The sequence below is a fragment of the Oceaniglobus roseus genome (assembly GCF_002869745.1).
Classification (GTDB): Bacteria; Pseudomonadota; Alphaproteobacteria; order Rhodobacterales; family Rhodobacteraceae; genus Oceaniglobus; species Oceaniglobus roseus.
The window spans coordinates 21,053-34,185 of record NZ_PNOS01000009.1 but is presented as its reverse complement, the minus strand read 5'-3'; the positions used below and the strand labels follow the sequence as shown (position 1 = coordinate 34,185).

The window sequence follows — 13,133 nt, the reverse complement described above, 5'->3', positions numbered from 1 at the left end:
ATGGCGGGTCTCGCGCCTGCAAGTGCCTGATGCAAAAAGGCCCCCGGTCGGGGGCCTTGTCAGCGCGTGCACGGTGTGTTTCCGGATCGGCCGGTTCAGCGCGGCCCGGCCTCCAGCGCGTCCTCGAAGGTGCGCAGGCCGGTGCGCGGCGCCTGGACCAGCACCGCCATGTTGCCCGGCTTGTGTTCGTTCCGCCGCATCTTGACGTGGGCGGCGGGGATCTGGTCCCAGGTGAAGACCTCGGACATGCAGGGGTCGAGCCGCCGCTCGACCATCAGCTTGTTCGCCGCCGCCGCCTGCTTCAGGTGGGCGAAGTGCGAGCCCTGCACCCGCTTCTGGTGCATCCAAAGGTAACGCGCGTCGAGCGTCAGGTTATAGCCGGTGGTCCCGGCGCAGATCACCACCATGCCGCCCTTCTTCACCACGAAGGTGGACACGGGGAAGGTCGCCTCGCCCGGGTGTTCGAACACCATGTCGACGTTCACGCCCTTGCCGGTGATGTCCCAGATCGCCTTGCCGAACTTCCGCACCTCGGCGAACCACTCCTTGTATTCCGGCGTGTTCACCGTGGGCATCTGGCCCCAGCAGTTGAAATCCTTTCGGTTCAGCACGCCCTTCGCCCCGAGGCTCATCACGAAGTCGCGCTTGTCCTCGTCCGAGATCACGCCGATGGCGTTCGCTCCGGCCGTGTTGATCAGCTGGATCGCGTAGGAGCCGAGGCCGCCGGAGGCGCCCCAGACCAGCACGTTCTGCCCCGGCTTCAGCTCGTGCGGGTGGTGCCCGAACAGCATCCGGTAGGCGGTGGCGAGCGTGAGGGTATAGCAGGCGGACTCTTCCCAGGTCAGGTGCTTCGGGCGCGGCATCAGCTGTTGCGCCTGCACCGTGGTGAACTGCGCGAAACTGCCGTCGGGCGTCTCGTAACCCCAGATCCGCTGCGAAGGCGAGAACATCGGGTCGCCGCCGTTGCACTCCTCGTCCTCGCCGTCGTCCTGGTTGCAGTGGATCACCACCTCGTCGCCGACCTTCCAGCGCGTGACCTTGTCGCCCACGGCCCAGACGATGCCGGACGCGTCCGAGCCCGCGATGTGATAAGGCGCCTTGTGGACGTCGAAGGGCGAGATCGGGATGCCGAGCCCGGCCCAGACGCCGTTGTAGTTGACGCCCGCGGCCATCACGAGGACGCAGACCTCGTGGCTGTCGGGCCTCTTCACGTCGACCACTTCCAGCTGGAACGACGTGTCGGGCTCGCCATGGCGCTCGCGGCGGATCGCCCAGGCGTGCATCTGCTTCGGCAGGTGGCCCATCGGGGGCATCTCGCCCATGTCGTAGAGATCCTTGGTCTCGGCCTCATAGGCCCCGGGAGCGGATTTCGTGTCGAGAGCCATCACGGTGCAACCTCCAAATCGCCTCGCCGCAGCGCAGAATCGCGCGGCCTTTCCCGTGAGATACGGTCGTTTAAGCAATTTTGCAACTGCAAGAGTGGCAATTTTGTAATTTTATGTCCCTACCGTTTGCGCCGAGGAGGTCTGTGTCGTCTCGGAGGTGGCCCCGATCAGCAGGTGCGCGACGGACGCCGCATAGAACTCCACAAGCGCCTCCTTCCCCGGCACGATCCCGAGGCCGCCGCCCGAGTCCCGGACCATGCCGCGCAGGCGCAGCATGTCGAGCGGGGCCAGAGACCGGGGCGGCGCGTCGAGGCAGAGCCGCGCACCGGCGGCACGGAATGCGGCTTCCAGCGCGGCCATCCGGGCGAGGAGCGCCGCTTCCTGCTGCGGCCCTGCGGCCTGCTTCAGCGCGAGGCAGGCGAGCGGGATCGGCAGGACCGGCACCGCGGCACCCAGCCGTTCCATCAGCACCGCGCCCACCTTCTCCGGGTCGGGATCCGTGCCCGACAGCGCCAGCGGCATCCCGTAGGAGACGGCGGCCAGACCGAAGCGGCGCGCCTTGCCGGTGATCCGCCGCCAGCCCCAGCGCAGCACGAAGGCGGCACCGCTGGCGAAGGAACCGCGGAAGCGCCGCTCGCCGCTGGCCGCGGCCTGCACCAGGATCCGGTCCTCGATCACCCGGTCGTAGTTCAGCGCGACGGGCACGAAGATCACGTCGCGGCCCCCTGCCCTGTGCTCCTCGATGATGTAGCTCAGCAACCCCAGCCGCGCAGCCCCCGGCGCGCCGTTCAGCGACAGCCCGCCTTCGGGAAAGATCGCCTGCGTCACACCCGCCGCCGTCGCCATCTGGACATAACGCGCCAGCACCCGGCGGTAGAGCGCGTTGCGCGACCGGCGGCGGATGAAATAGGCGCCCATGGCCCGGATCAGCGAGGACAGCGGCCAGACCCGCGCCCATTCGCCGACGGCATAGGACAGCGCGGAACGCTCGGCGGCAAGGTAGGTGACGAGGACGTAATCCATGTTCGAGCGATGGTTCATCACGAACACCACGGTCGCGTCGGGATCGAGATGTTCCAGCGCCCGGTGGACCTCGGGAGGGGGATCGGCCCGGCAGACGGTGAACAGGCTGTTCGCCAGCCACCGCGCCGCGCGGATCGCGACCGAGAAATAGGCCGTGGCGCTGAAGCCCGGGACGATCTCGCGGGCGTACCGCTTGGCGGCGTCGAAGGCGACATCCTCGCGCACGCCGGTCTCCTTCGCCCTTGCGCTGACGGCTTCGATCACCCGCGTGTCGTAGATCAGCCGCTGGATCGTGTCGGTGCGCCGCAGCAGCTTGAAGGGCTGGATCGGCACCTGGAGGCGGCGGTTCAGCCGCGCCACCACGCGTTCCGCCCGCTTGCGGAAGAACCAGCGGACCGAGGGGAACAGAAGGTGGCTCGCCGCCGTGAACGCCGCGAAGAGAAGGATCAGGATCAGAAGCCACAGCGGCAGTTCGACGGTCCGGAACATAGGGCGGAGCGTGGCAGCTTGGATGCGCCCGGTAAATCCCGTAATGCCGCGATGCGGCGATTGACTTTGGCATATTGTTGCTACTATCAGAATTGAAACGTAAGAATATTGCGCACCCCGCAGGAGCCACCCCGATGACCGCCACGCCCGAGACGGAGACGCCGCAAAAGGACAGGCCCTGGCTGTTCCGCACCTATGCCGGCCACTCGACCGCGAAGGCGTCGAACGCGCTCTATCGCGGCAACCTTGCCAAGGGGCAGACGGGTCTGTCGGTCGCCTTCGACCTGCCGACGCAGACGGGATACGACAGCGATCACGAGCTGGCGAAGGGCGAGGTCGGCAAGGTGGGCGTGCCGGTGGCACATCTCGGCGACATGCGGACGCTGTTCGCGGAAATCCCGCTGGAGCAGATGAACACCTCGATGACGATCAACGCGACGGCGCCCTGGCTGCTGGCGCTCTACATCGCGGTGGCCGAGGAACAGGGCGCCGATGTCGCGGCCCTGCAGGGGACCGTGCAGAACGACATCATCAAAGAATACCTTTCGCGCGGCACCTACATCTGCCCGCCCGAGCCGTCCTTGCGGATGATCACCGACGTTGCCGCCTACACGCGGGAGCATCTGCCGAAGTGGAACCCGATGAACGTCTGTTCGTACCACCTCCAGGAGGCGGGGGCGACGCCGGACCAGGAGCTGGCCTTCGCGCTGGCCACGGCGACGGCCGTGCTCGACGACCTGAAGGGCAAGGTGTCGGCCGAGGATTTCCCCGAGATGGTCGGCCGCATCAGCTTCTTCGTGAACGCGGGCATCCGCTTCGTCACCGAGCTGTGCAAGATGCGGGCCTTCACCGAGCTCTGGGACGAGATCTGCCGCGAGCGGTACTGTGTCGAGGATCCGAAATACCGCCGCTTCCGCTACGGGGTGCAGGTCAACTCGCTGGGCCTGACCGAACAGCAGCCGGAAAACAACGTCTACCGCATCCTGCTGGAAATGCTGGCGGTGACGCTCAGCCGGAACGCCCGCGCCCGCGCGGTGCAGCTGCCGGCATGGAACGAGGCGCTGGGGCTGCCCCGTCCTTGGGACCAGCAGTGGTCGCTCCGGATGCAGCAGATCCTGGCCTACGAGACGGATCTCCTGGAATACGGCGATCTGTTCGACGGCAATCCGGTGATCGCCGCGAAGGTCGAGGCGCTGAAGGACGGCGCGCGGGCGGAGCTTGCGACCATCGACGCCATGGGCGGCGCCGTGAAGGCGATCGAGCACATGAAGGCGCGGCTGGTCGAAAGCAACGCCGCGCGCATCGCCGCCATCGAGGGCGGCGAGACGGTGGTGGTCGGCGTCAACCGCTTCACCGGTGGCGAAGCCTCGCCGCTGACCGCTGGGCCCGACGCGATCATGGTGGCCGACAAGGACGCCGAGGCCGACCAGGTGGCGCGGCTTGCCGCCTGGCGGGCCGGGCGCGACGGGGCGGCGGTGCAGTCCGCCCTCGACGCGCTGCGCAAGGCGGCCCGGGACGGAAGCAACATCATGCCCGCCTCCATCGCCGCGGCGAAGGCGGGCGTGACGACGGGGGAATGGGGCGACACGATCCGCGCCGCCTTCGGACAGTACCGCGGGCCCACGGGCGTGTCGCGCCACCCCTCGAACCGCACCGAGGGGCTGGACCGGATCCGCGCCGAGGTCGATGCCGTCTCGGCCCGGCTGGGGCGGCGGCTGACCTTCCTGGTCGGCAAGCCCGGCCTCGACGGCCATTCCAACGGCGCCGAGCAGATCGCCGCCCGCGCCCGCGACTGCGGCATGGAGATCCGCTACGACGGCATCCGCTTCACCCCGTCCGAGATCGTGGCCGCGGCGCGCGACGGAAATGTGCATGTCATCGGGCTTTCGATCCTGTCGGGAAGCCATGTGCCCCTCGTCGCCGAAGTCCTGGCGCAGCTGCGCGAGGAAGGGCTGGACCACATTCCCGTCGTCGCGGGCGGAATCATTCCCGATGCCGATGCGGCCGAGCTTCTGGCAATGGGCGTGGCGCGGATCTATACGCCCAAGGATTTCGACCTCACCAAAATCATGCACGACATTGTCGAGGTGGCTTCAGCTCCACCGGTTGCAGCGCAATAGACTTCTTCAACCGCAATCCAGCTCCTTTTCTCCGGATAGTCGCTCATTTCCGAATTTCAGGAAGTTTTGTCTTGCCAATTCCGGAAAAGGCGCAAAAAACCATTGGCAGTGGGCGGCACCTCGGCCCTGTCAAGCTGGAAAGATGAAATGGAACTTGATGCTCTCTCCCGGAAGGAACTGCTGAAACTTCGCGAGGAGGTGGACACCGCGCTGAATACGCTCGACGCGCGCAGGAAGGCCGAGGCCCGCAAGGCCGCCGCGGCCGCCGCCAAGGAGCATGGCTTCGACCTGGACGAACTGGTCGAGGCCGCGAAAGGCAGCCGCAAGACGCAGCAGAAGAACCCGCCGAAATACCGCAATCCCGAAAATCCCACGCAGACCTGGACGGGACGCGGACGGCAGCCGGCCTGGATCAAGGAGGCGCTCGAGCGCAACCAGTCGCTCGACATGTTCGAAATCTGATCCGGCACGGCAATGACGGTGCATATCGGGGCGGAGCCCGGGCAGATCGCCGAAACGGTCCTTTTGCCCGGCGATCCGCTGCGCGCCCAATGGGCGGCTGAACGATTTCTGGACGATCCCCGTTGCGCGAACCGAGTTCGCGGCATGCTCGGCTTTACCGGCAGCTGGCGCGGACATCCGGTGACAATTCATGGAACCGGGATGGGGATGCCCTCCCTTTCGATCTATGCGAACGAATTGATCCGGGATTACGGCGCAAGAACACTGATCCGCATCGGGTCCGCCGGCGGCATGCAACCAGAGGTAGGTATTAGGGATATCGTACTTGCGCAGGCGGCATCGTCTTTCTCCACGCCGTCCTCGGGCCTTTTCCGCGGTTTGAACTTTGCGCCCTGCGCAGATTTCACCCTGTTGCACCGTGCATTCGACGCCGCGCGGCGCCGCGCCCTGCCGGTGCATGTCGGCGGGATCCACTCGACCGACACCTTCTACGACCACCGCTCGGACCTGACCGCGCTGCTGACCGACCACGGCGCGATCGCGGTCGAGATGGAGACGGCCGAACTCTACACCCTCGCGGCGCGCTACGGGTGTCGCGCGCTGGCGGTGCTGACGATCAGCGACCACCTCGAAACCGGAGAGGCGCTGCCCTCCGACGAACGGGAGCGCAGCTTTGCCGACATGGTCGAGATCGCGCTGGAGGCGGCCTTTCCCGATCCCGCCTGAGTCGACGGCGCTCAGGACGCGGCGCGCTCCCAGGCCACGACCGTGCCGGCGGCGAGGTCGGGCCGGGGGGTGAAGCCCGCCTTCCCCAGGAAGGTCTCCAGCGCGGCGAGGCGCGGTGCGGGCACCACCTCGGGATGAAGCTCTATCACCAGTGCGCGGATGCCACCGAGCTCGGCCCCGACCAGCAGGTCCGCCTCCGCCCCCTCGATGTCGCAGATCAGGACGTTCGGCGCGAAGTCGGCCCGCACCCCGTCCCAGTCATGCACCGGCACCTCGATCGCCTCGACAGTGCCGGCACCGCCCGCGACGCTGCCTTCGGGAAAATGGCGGTTCAGGTGGAACGTCACGGTGGGCGCCGAGGGCGCGCGCATCAGGATGCCGTGCCGCGTCTCGACATTGCTAATTGCGTTCAGCCGGTGCAGCGCGGCCAGCCGCGGCTGGAGATGGGGATTGGCGTCGAAGGTCAGCACCCGGCCCGAGCTCAGCCGCCGCGCGACGAGGCCCGAGACCACGCCCAGCCCGCTGCCGATCTCCAGCACCCGGTCGTCGGGGCGCACCAGCGCCAAGGCCGCGTCGATCTCGGGCGTCTCGTAATCGTCGCGCAGAAGCTGTTTCACCACCGCCTTCGGCACGAAATCGCGGTCGATCGGCACGGTCAGCCCGCGGTAGGTCAGCCGGTCGGGCCGCCGGAGGCGATGCCAGTATTCGCGCAATGACCGCATCACCAGTGTTCCCCAAGGATTTCGGGCAGGACCAGCACGTTGTATTTGGCGGCAAAGCGCGTGTACAGGACCCCGTCGGACTCCGCGCTGCGGTCCGACCAGCCGCCTTCGGCCAGCCACAGGTCGCGCCGCATGACCAGCTGCATCGCGTCGATCATGCCGTGGCGCACCGGCACCCCGCCCATGACCATCGCCTGCCCCTGCCCCGCCTCGGGCACCCGGCGAAAGCGGTTCCCGGCCGGGATCATGCCGCGCATCAGCACGGCGTAGATCACGATCTGCCGCTCCGTCACCCGCTCCAGCGCGCGACCCTGGAGGTTGCTGCCGAACCACCTGTCCCAGCGCTTGGCGATGCTCTTCGTCCCCCAGCCGAGCGGCCGCTGGCGCGCGGCGAAATAGGGCGCGTCGGAGGTCACCGCCGCCTTCAGGCGTTCGATCGCCTGCGGATAGAACAGGTTGTCGGCGTTGGTGTGGACGATCCAGCGGCCCGTCGCCTCGCGGATGCCGCGGTCGCGGTTGGAATGGCCCCAGTCGTTGGCGCGCGCCCCGGTCACCACTGTGCGCATCCGCGACGGGCGCGGCGTGTCGGCCAGGTCGTCGTCATAGGCGGCGGCCTTCGGCCCGTCGTGATAGACCAGAAGCTCGAAATCGTCGCAGGTCTGGGCGGCCAGCGCGGCCACGGCGCGGCGGAAATCGTCGCGCGACACCGCGCCGTCGTAATCGACCATGACGACGCTGAAGGCAGCGCTTGACGCGGGCCCCGGCGCGGGCTGGGTGCCGTCCGGGGCGGGCGTCATGTCAGACGGTACGCTCGACCATCAGCTGCTTGATCTCGCTGATCGCCTTCGCCGGGTTCAGCCCCTTCGGGCAGGTCTTGGCGCAGTTCATGATCGTGTGGCAGCGATACAGCTTGAACGGATCCTCGAGATCGTCCAGCCGCTCGCCCGTCGCCTCGTCGCGGGTGTCGATGATCCAGCGATAGGCCTGGAGCAGCGCGGCCGGCCCGAGATAGCGGTCGCCGTTCCACCAGTAGGAGGGACAGGACGTCGAGCAGCAGGCGCACATGATGCACTCGTAGAGTCCGTCGAGCTTGCGGCGGTCCTCCACGCTCTGCTTCCACTCCTTCGCGGGCGCCGGGGTCTTGGTCTCGAGCCAGGGCTGGATCGAGGCGTGCTGGGCGTAGAAATGGGTGAGGTCCGGGATCAGGTCCTTGACCACCGGCATGTGCGGCAGCGGATAGATCTTCACGTCGCCCTTGATCTCGTCCATGCCGCGAATGCAGGCCAGCGTGTTCACGCCGTCGATGTTCATCGCGCAGGAGCCGCAGATCCCCTCGCGGCAGGAGCGGCGGAAGGTCAGGGTCGGGTCGATCTCGTTCTTGATCTTGATGAGCGCGTCCAGAACCATCGGCCCGCAGGTGTCCATGTCGACGAAATAGGTGTCGACCCGCGGGTTCTGCCCGTCGTCCGGGTTCCAGCGGTAGATGTTGAACGTGCGCAGGTTGGTCGCGCCCTCGGGCTTCGGCCAGGTCTTGCCGGTCTTGATCCGGCTGTTCTTCGGCAGGGTCAGTTGGACCATGTCTCTGCTCCTATGTTCTCAAGAGCGCCGGCAACCCCTCGGCCGCCAGGCATTGGATCGTCGCGGGACGCGACGCGATCTGGGTGACGGACTGCACGGTGCTGGCCGTCGGCCCGGTCACGGCGTCCGAGGCGAGACCCAGCAGTTCGTTCGACGCGGCGTTGTCGATGATGCAGTCGATGGCAGGTTCGACCGGCACGCCGGGCAGCCGCTGCGCCACCACCGGCCGGATCGCGTTGCGCGCCGCGGCACGCGTCAGGTCGTCGCGCGCCGTGGGGGTGCAGGCCGCAAGGCTCGCACCGGCCAGGATCAGCAGGAGCGGCTTCACAGACAGCCCTGCCGCCGGCGCGCTTGGTCCTTCGTCAGGTATCCCGCGCCACCGATGAACACCATGTCCGAGGGGCGGTAGGGATAGAGGCACAGGCGGCCGTTGCGATATTCCCGCTGGACCTTCAGCACCGCAAGCCCGCGCACCGGCGTCGCGGCCGACGCCACGCAGACCGTGCGGCCCCGCGCATCCTGCCCGACGGCATATCCCGCGGGGCAGAGCGCGCGCCCCCCGGCCATGGCAGAGCCCGCGGTGGCCAGGCAGGCGCCGACCGTCATCAGGGCGAGGAGCTTCTTCATCAGTACACCCTCTTCTTCGGCGCGATCTTCTTCAGGTCGATGCCGCCGTCGTTGTGGCTGGTGAGCGGCTGCATGTGCACCCCGCGATAGCCGAGCGAGGCCTTCTGCCCCTTGAACCAGATCAGCGAGTGCTTGCGCCAGTTCTCGTCGTCGCGCTCGGGGTAATCCTCGTGGGCATGGGCACCCCGGCTTTCCTTCCGCGCCGCCGCCGCGGTGATCGTCGCCACCGCGTTCGGCATCAGGTTCTCGAGCTCGAGCGTCTCCATGAGGTCCGAGTTCCAGATCATCGAGGTGTCCGTCACCTTGATGTCCGAAAGCTTCGCCGCGACCTCCTCCATCTTCTTCTGGCCCGCGTTCAGCGTCTCGTCGGTGCGGAAGACGGCGGCGTCGGCCTGCATCGTCTTCTGCATCTCGAGGCGCAGTTCCGCCGTGGGCACGTGGCCCTTGGCATAGCGCAGCCCGTCGAACCGGCTGAGCGCGGCCTCGATGGACCGCTTGTTCGGGGTCGGAACGGCGGTGGCGGGATCCACGATCTTGCCCGCCCGGATCGCCGCGGCGCGGCCGAACACCACGAGGTCGATCAGCGAGTTCGAGCCCAGGCGGTTGGCGCCATGGACCGAGGCGCAGCCCGCCTCGCCCACGGCCATCAGGCCCGGCGAGATGTTGTCGGGGTTGTCCGCCGTCGGCGCCAGCACCTCGCCCCAGTAGTTCGTGGGGATGCCGCCCATGTTGTAGTGCACGGTCGGCAGGACCGGGATCGGCTCCTTCGTGACGTCGACGCCGGCGAAGATCTTGGCGGATTCGCTGATCCCCGGCAGCCGCTCCTGAAGGGCCTCTTTGGGCAGGTGGTTCAGGTTCAGGTGGATGTGGTCGCCGTCCTTGCCGACGCCCCGGCCCTCGCGGATCTCCATGGTCATGCAGCGGCTGACCACGTCGCGCGAGGCGAGGTCCTTGTAGGTCGGCGCATAGCGCTCCATGAACCGCTCGCCCTCGGAGTTGGTGAGGTAACCGCCCTCGCCCCGCGCGCCCTCGGTGATGAGGCAGCCCGCGCCGTAGATGCCGGTGGGGTGGAACTGCACGAATTCCATGTCCTGGAGCGGCAGCCCGGCGCGCGCCGTCATCCCGCCGCCGTCGCCGGTGCAGGTGTGGGCGGAAGTGGCGCTGAAATAGGCGCGGCCGTAGCCGCCGGTCGCCAGCACCACCATCTTCGCCGCGAAGAGGTGCAGCGTGCCGTCGTCGAGCTTCCAGCAGAGCACGCCCTGGCAGACGCCGTCCTCGGACATGATGAGGTCGATCGCGAAATACTCGATGTAGAACTGCGCCTTCTGCTTCAGGCTCTGGCCATAGAGCGTGTGCAGGATCGCGTGGCCGGTGCGATCGGCGGCGGCGCAGGTGCGCTGCACCGGCGGGCCCTCGCCGAACTCGGTCGTGTGGCCGCCGAACGGCCGCTGGTAGATCTTGCCGTCCTCGGTGCGCGAGAAGGGCACGCCGTAGTGCTCCAGCTCGTACACGGCCTTCGGCGCCTCGCGGGCGAGGTATTCCATGGCGTCCGTGTCACCCAGCCAGTCCGACCCCTTCACGGTGTCGTACATGTGCCACTGCCAGTTGTCCGGCCCCATGTTCGACAGCGAGGCGGCGATGCCGCCCTGCGCCGCCACGGTGTGCGAGCGGGTCGGGAACACCTTGGTCACGCAGGCCGTCTTCAGCCCCTGCTCCGCCATCCCGAGGGTCGCCCGCAGACCGGCACCGCCGGCGCCCACGACGACCACGTCGTATTCATGGGTCTCGTAATCATATGCAGCCATGCGGCAAGCTCCCGTTCATACGGTTGATGTCGGTCAGATATTTCACAGCGCCAGCCGGACAATGCCGAGCAGACCCAATGCCGCAGCGCCCCAGCTGAGGCAGGTCACGGCGACGATCAGCGCCTTGCGCGCGACGCCGTCGGTATAGTCCTCGATCAGCACCTGGCAGCCGTTGCGGAAATGCAGGAACCCGACGGCCAGCGTCAGCCCGGCGATCACCGCCGGGAGGGGCTGCGCGTAATAGGCCGTGACCTCTTCCCAGCTGCCGCCGAGGATCGGGCCGAAGGTGAAGACGAAGAGCGGCACGAGGATCAGGAGACCCACCGAGCTCAGCGTCATCTGCCAGTGGTGCGCCGTGCCGGACTTGGCCGAACCGAGGCCGACGGCGCGCTTCCTGTCTGTCATGAACGTCATGTCTCTGTCTCCTTCAGACCACGAGGACGGTCAGCACCGTCAGCACGACAGAACCGCCGATGCAGGCCCAGCCGAGCTTCTCGGCCGTCTCGATGTCCATGCCCCGGCCCGTGTCCCAGTAGAGGTGACGCAGCCCGGCAAGGCTATGGTACCACAGGGCCAGCACCGACAGGAACAGCACCAGATCGCCGAACCATCCGGTCAGCACCGCGTCGGCGGTCGCGAAGGCTTCGGCCGAGACGCTGGCGGCGACGAACCACCAGACGATCAGCAGCGCAGCGACGATCAGCGCGTTGCCGGTGATCCGGGTCAGGATCGAGGTGATCGAGGTCAGCTGCGGTCTGTAGATCGACAGATGCGGCGAGAGGGGCCGGTTGCCCCGGTTGACGTCAGCCATGGCCGTCTTCCCTTTTCCTGGCCGCTGCGGCGCGGCGCAATTTTCTCTTGGCTATGGGCTATCCTATAGCGGCAGGCACCTGCAAGCCACGGCAATCGGACAATTTCCGCCGCGCCATTGGACGCACCTGCCGCGGCGCGCGATTGCCGCGCCCGCACCCCGGACCCCGCGCGGCATCATTTTCCTGAAGGAAAATGACCCGGTTTCCTGCAGGAAACCGGCGCCCCGCCCGCCGGCCGCCGCGGATGGCCGGGACCTGTCGTTGTGCCGGGCGCGAAAGCCTGCTGAAGTCGCGCGGCAGCTCAAGTTCCGAGGTCCCGCATGCTCCGCCACCACGCCCGTTACCCCTTCTCGCCCATCACCGCACGGCCCGGTTTCGACTGGCCCGGCGGCAGACGGCTGGCCGTCTACCTTGGCGTCAACGTCGAGGTCTTCCCGTTCGGCGAGGGGCTTGGCGCCGAACTCGCGCCGGGCGGGCCGCAACCGGACGTGCTGAACTTCGCCTGGCGCGACTACGGCAACCGGGTCGGCCTGTTCCGGATGATCGAGATGTTCGACCGGCTGTCCCTGCCGGTGACGGTCCTCGCCAACAGCGCCGCCTACGGCGAGGCGCCCGGCGTGATCGAGGCCTTCCGCGCCCGCGGCGACGAGATCGCCGGGCACGGGCGCACCAATGCCGAGCGGCAGGGCGTGCTGCCGGAGGCCGGGGAAGCGGCCCTGATCGCCGAAGCCACGGCCGAACTGACGCGGCAGGAGGGCCGCGCGCCGAAGGGCTGGCTCGGTCCCTGGATCAGCCAGAGCGAGGTGACCCCGGACCTTCTGCAGGAGGCGGGCTATGACTATCTCCTCGACTGGTGCCACGACGACCAGCCGGTGTGGATGAAGACCCGGGGCGGGCGGATCCTGTCGGTCCCCTATCCGCAGGAGCTGAACGACATTCCCCAGATCGTCGGGCGGAAACGCGAGGGGCGGGAGTTCGGCGCGATGATCGTCGACGCCTTCGACGTGATGCTGGAGGAAAGCCGCCGCCGCCCGCTGGTCATGGGCATCGCGCTGCACGGCTATCTCGTGGGACAGCCGCACCGGCTGAGGCATCTCGAACGCGCGCTCGCGCATATCGTGGAGCATGCCGGGGAGCGGGTCTGGATCACCACCGCGGGGGCGATCAGCGACCATTACCGCGCTCTCGGCCTTTAGGGAACCGGCGCGGTCGCGCACGGCCCCGATCGTCGCGCCGGTCGGGAGTTCGGGAGCCTCCGGCGGGGATATTTGTGAAGCAAAGATGGGGGCGGCAGCGCCCTCCGGATCGGCCGTCCCGCGCCGGAGGGTCCTTGGCGGAGTACCGATCGCGGGCCTGGTCCCCGCTTCTTCCTTCAGCAGGATAC

Annotated in this window: 14 protein-coding genes; 4 read left to right on the top strand and 10 right to left on the bottom strand. The window is 67.8% G+C overall.

Features of this window, described 5'->3' with window-relative positions; genetic code table 11:
* Positions 1-95 precede the first annotated feature (95 nt).
* Both ccrA and A7B20_RS06405 read right to left on the bottom strand, forming a co-directional pair.
* The gene (gene ccrA, locus A7B20_RS06410; protein ID WP_102107737.1) at positions 96-1,385 is read right to left on the bottom strand and encodes a crotonyl-CoA carboxylase/reductase; all 1,290 of its coding nucleotides are present in this window, start codon (positions 1,383-1,385) and stop codon (positions 96-98) included.
* Positions 1,386-1,496: 111 nt separating this feature from the next.
* Positions 1,497-2,897, bottom strand: coding sequence for a 1-acyl-sn-glycerol-3-phosphate acyltransferase (locus A7B20_RS06405; protein ID WP_102107736.1), 1,401 nt, complete (start codon positions 2,895-2,897; stop codon positions 1,497-1,499).
* A gap of 107 nt (positions 2,898-3,004) precedes the next feature.
* Between A7B20_RS06405 and A7B20_RS06400 the strand changes: the two genes are divergently transcribed.
* The 3 genes from A7B20_RS06400 (at position 3,005) to deoD (ending at position 6,205) form a co-directional block, all read left to right on the top strand.
* A complete protein-coding gene (locus A7B20_RS06400) occupies positions 3,005-5,017 on the top strand; it encodes a methylmalonyl-CoA mutase family protein (protein ID WP_281260091.1) in 2,013 nt (670 codons plus the stop codon).
* Between the two features lie 147 nt (positions 5,018-5,164).
* A complete protein-coding gene (locus tag A7B20_RS06395) occupies positions 5,165-5,479 on the top strand; it encodes an H-NS histone family protein (RefSeq protein ID WP_102107734.1) in 315 nt (104 codons plus the stop codon).
* Positions 5,480-5,491: 12 nt separating this feature from the next.
* The gene (deoD, locus tag A7B20_RS06390) at positions 5,492-6,205 is read left to right on the top strand and encodes a purine-nucleoside phosphorylase (protein ID WP_102107733.1); all 714 of its coding nucleotides are present in this window, start codon (positions 5,492-5,494) and stop codon (positions 6,203-6,205) included.
* 11 nt (positions 6,206-6,216) lie between these two features.
* Here the strand turns inward: deoD and A7B20_RS06385 are convergent, their stop codons facing one another.
* From A7B20_RS06385 to sdhC, 8 genes are read right to left on the bottom strand one after another with little or no spacing between them, the layout of a single operon-like run.
* The gene (locus A7B20_RS06385) at positions 6,217-6,927 is read right to left on the bottom strand and encodes an FkbM family methyltransferase (RefSeq protein WP_102107732.1); all 711 of its coding nucleotides are present in this window, start codon (positions 6,925-6,927) and stop codon (positions 6,217-6,219) included.
* Positions 6,927-7,724, bottom strand: coding sequence for a glycosyltransferase family A protein (locus A7B20_RS06380; RefSeq protein WP_102107731.1), 798 nt, complete (start codon positions 7,722-7,724; stop codon positions 6,927-6,929). Before A7B20_RS06380 ends, A7B20_RS06385 begins: the two co-directional genes overlap by 1 nt.
* A gap of 1 nt (position 7,725) precedes the next feature.
* Complete coding sequence (locus tag A7B20_RS06375; protein WP_102107730.1) at positions 7,726-8,505, bottom strand: succinate dehydrogenase iron-sulfur subunit; 780 nt, start codon at positions 8,503-8,505, stop codon at positions 7,726-7,728.
* A gap of 10 nt (positions 8,506-8,515) precedes the next feature.
* On the bottom strand, positions 8,516-8,833 hold the full coding sequence (locus A7B20_RS06370; RefSeq protein ID WP_102107729.1) for a hypothetical protein: 318 nt from the start codon (positions 8,831-8,833) through the stop codon (positions 8,516-8,518).
* Entirely contained in the window at positions 8,830-9,132 is a 303-nt protein-coding gene (locus tag A7B20_RS06365) for a hypothetical protein (protein WP_102107728.1), read from the bottom strand. The genes A7B20_RS06370 and A7B20_RS06365 overlap by 4 nt, the downstream gene beginning before the upstream one ends.
* Entirely contained in the window at positions 9,132-10,937 is a 1,806-nt protein-coding gene (gene sdhA / locus A7B20_RS06360; protein WP_102107727.1) for a succinate dehydrogenase flavoprotein subunit, read from the bottom strand. The genes A7B20_RS06365 and sdhA overlap by 1 nt, the downstream gene beginning before the upstream one ends.
* Positions 10,938-10,979: 42 nt before the next feature.
* The gene (locus tag A7B20_RS06355) at positions 10,980-11,351 is read right to left on the bottom strand and encodes a succinate dehydrogenase, hydrophobic membrane anchor protein (protein ID WP_102107726.1); all 372 of its coding nucleotides are present in this window, start codon (positions 11,349-11,351) and stop codon (positions 10,980-10,982) included.
* 13 nt (positions 11,352-11,364) lie between these two features.
* A complete protein-coding gene (gene sdhC, locus A7B20_RS06350) occupies positions 11,365-11,748 on the bottom strand; it encodes a succinate dehydrogenase, cytochrome b556 subunit (RefSeq protein WP_102107725.1) in 384 nt (127 codons plus the stop codon).
* A gap of 321 nt (positions 11,749-12,069) precedes the next feature.
* Between sdhC and A7B20_RS06345 the strand changes: the two genes are divergently transcribed.
* Positions 12,070-12,945 carry a polysaccharide deacetylase family protein gene (locus tag A7B20_RS06345; RefSeq protein WP_102107724.1) on the top strand — a complete coding sequence of 292 codons (876 nt, stop codon included), beginning with the start codon at positions 12,070-12,072 and terminating at the stop codon, positions 12,943-12,945.
* Positions 12,946-13,133: the final 188 nt, after the last annotated feature.

Coding starts and splice junctions, on each gene's coding strand:
- ccrA (WP_102107737.1), bottom strand. CDS start 1,385: ATGGCTCTCGACACGAAATCCGCTCCCGGGGCCTATGAGGCCGAGACC.
- A7B20_RS06405 (WP_102107736.1), bottom strand. CDS start 2,897: ATGTTCCGGACCGTCGAACTGCCGCTGTGGCTTCTGATCCTGATCCTT.
- A7B20_RS06395 (WP_102107734.1), top strand. CDS start 5,165: ATGGAACTTGATGCTCTCTCCCGGAAGGAACTGCTGAAACTTCGCGAG.
- deoD (WP_102107733.1), top strand. CDS start 5,492: ATGACGGTGCATATCGGGGCGGAGCCCGGGCAGATCGCCGAAACGGTC.
- A7B20_RS06385 (WP_102107732.1), bottom strand. CDS start 6,927: ATGCGGTCATTGCGCGAATACTGGCATCGCCTCCGGCGGCCCGACCGG.
- A7B20_RS06380 (WP_102107731.1), bottom strand. CDS start 7,724: ATGACGCCCGCCCCGGACGGCACCCAGCCCGCGCCGGGGCCCGCGTCA.
- A7B20_RS06375 (WP_102107730.1), bottom strand. CDS start 8,505: ATGGTCCAACTGACCCTGCCGAAGAACAGCCGGATCAAGACCGGCAAG.
- A7B20_RS06365 (WP_102107728.1), bottom strand. CDS start 9,132: ATGAAGAAGCTCCTCGCCCTGATGACGGTCGGCGCCTGCCTGGCCACC.
- sdhA (WP_102107727.1), bottom strand. CDS start 10,937: ATGGCTGCATATGATTACGAGACCCATGAATACGACGTGGTCGTCGTG.
- A7B20_RS06355 (WP_102107726.1), bottom strand. CDS start 11,351: ATGACGTTCATGACAGACAGGAAGCGCGCCGTCGGCCTCGGTTCGGCC.
- sdhC (WP_102107725.1), bottom strand. CDS start 11,748: ATGGCTGACGTCAACCGGGGCAACCGGCCCCTCTCGCCGCATCTGTCG.
- A7B20_RS06345 (WP_102107724.1), top strand. CDS start 12,070: ATGCTCCGCCACCACGCCCGTTACCCCTTCTCGCCCATCACCGCACGG.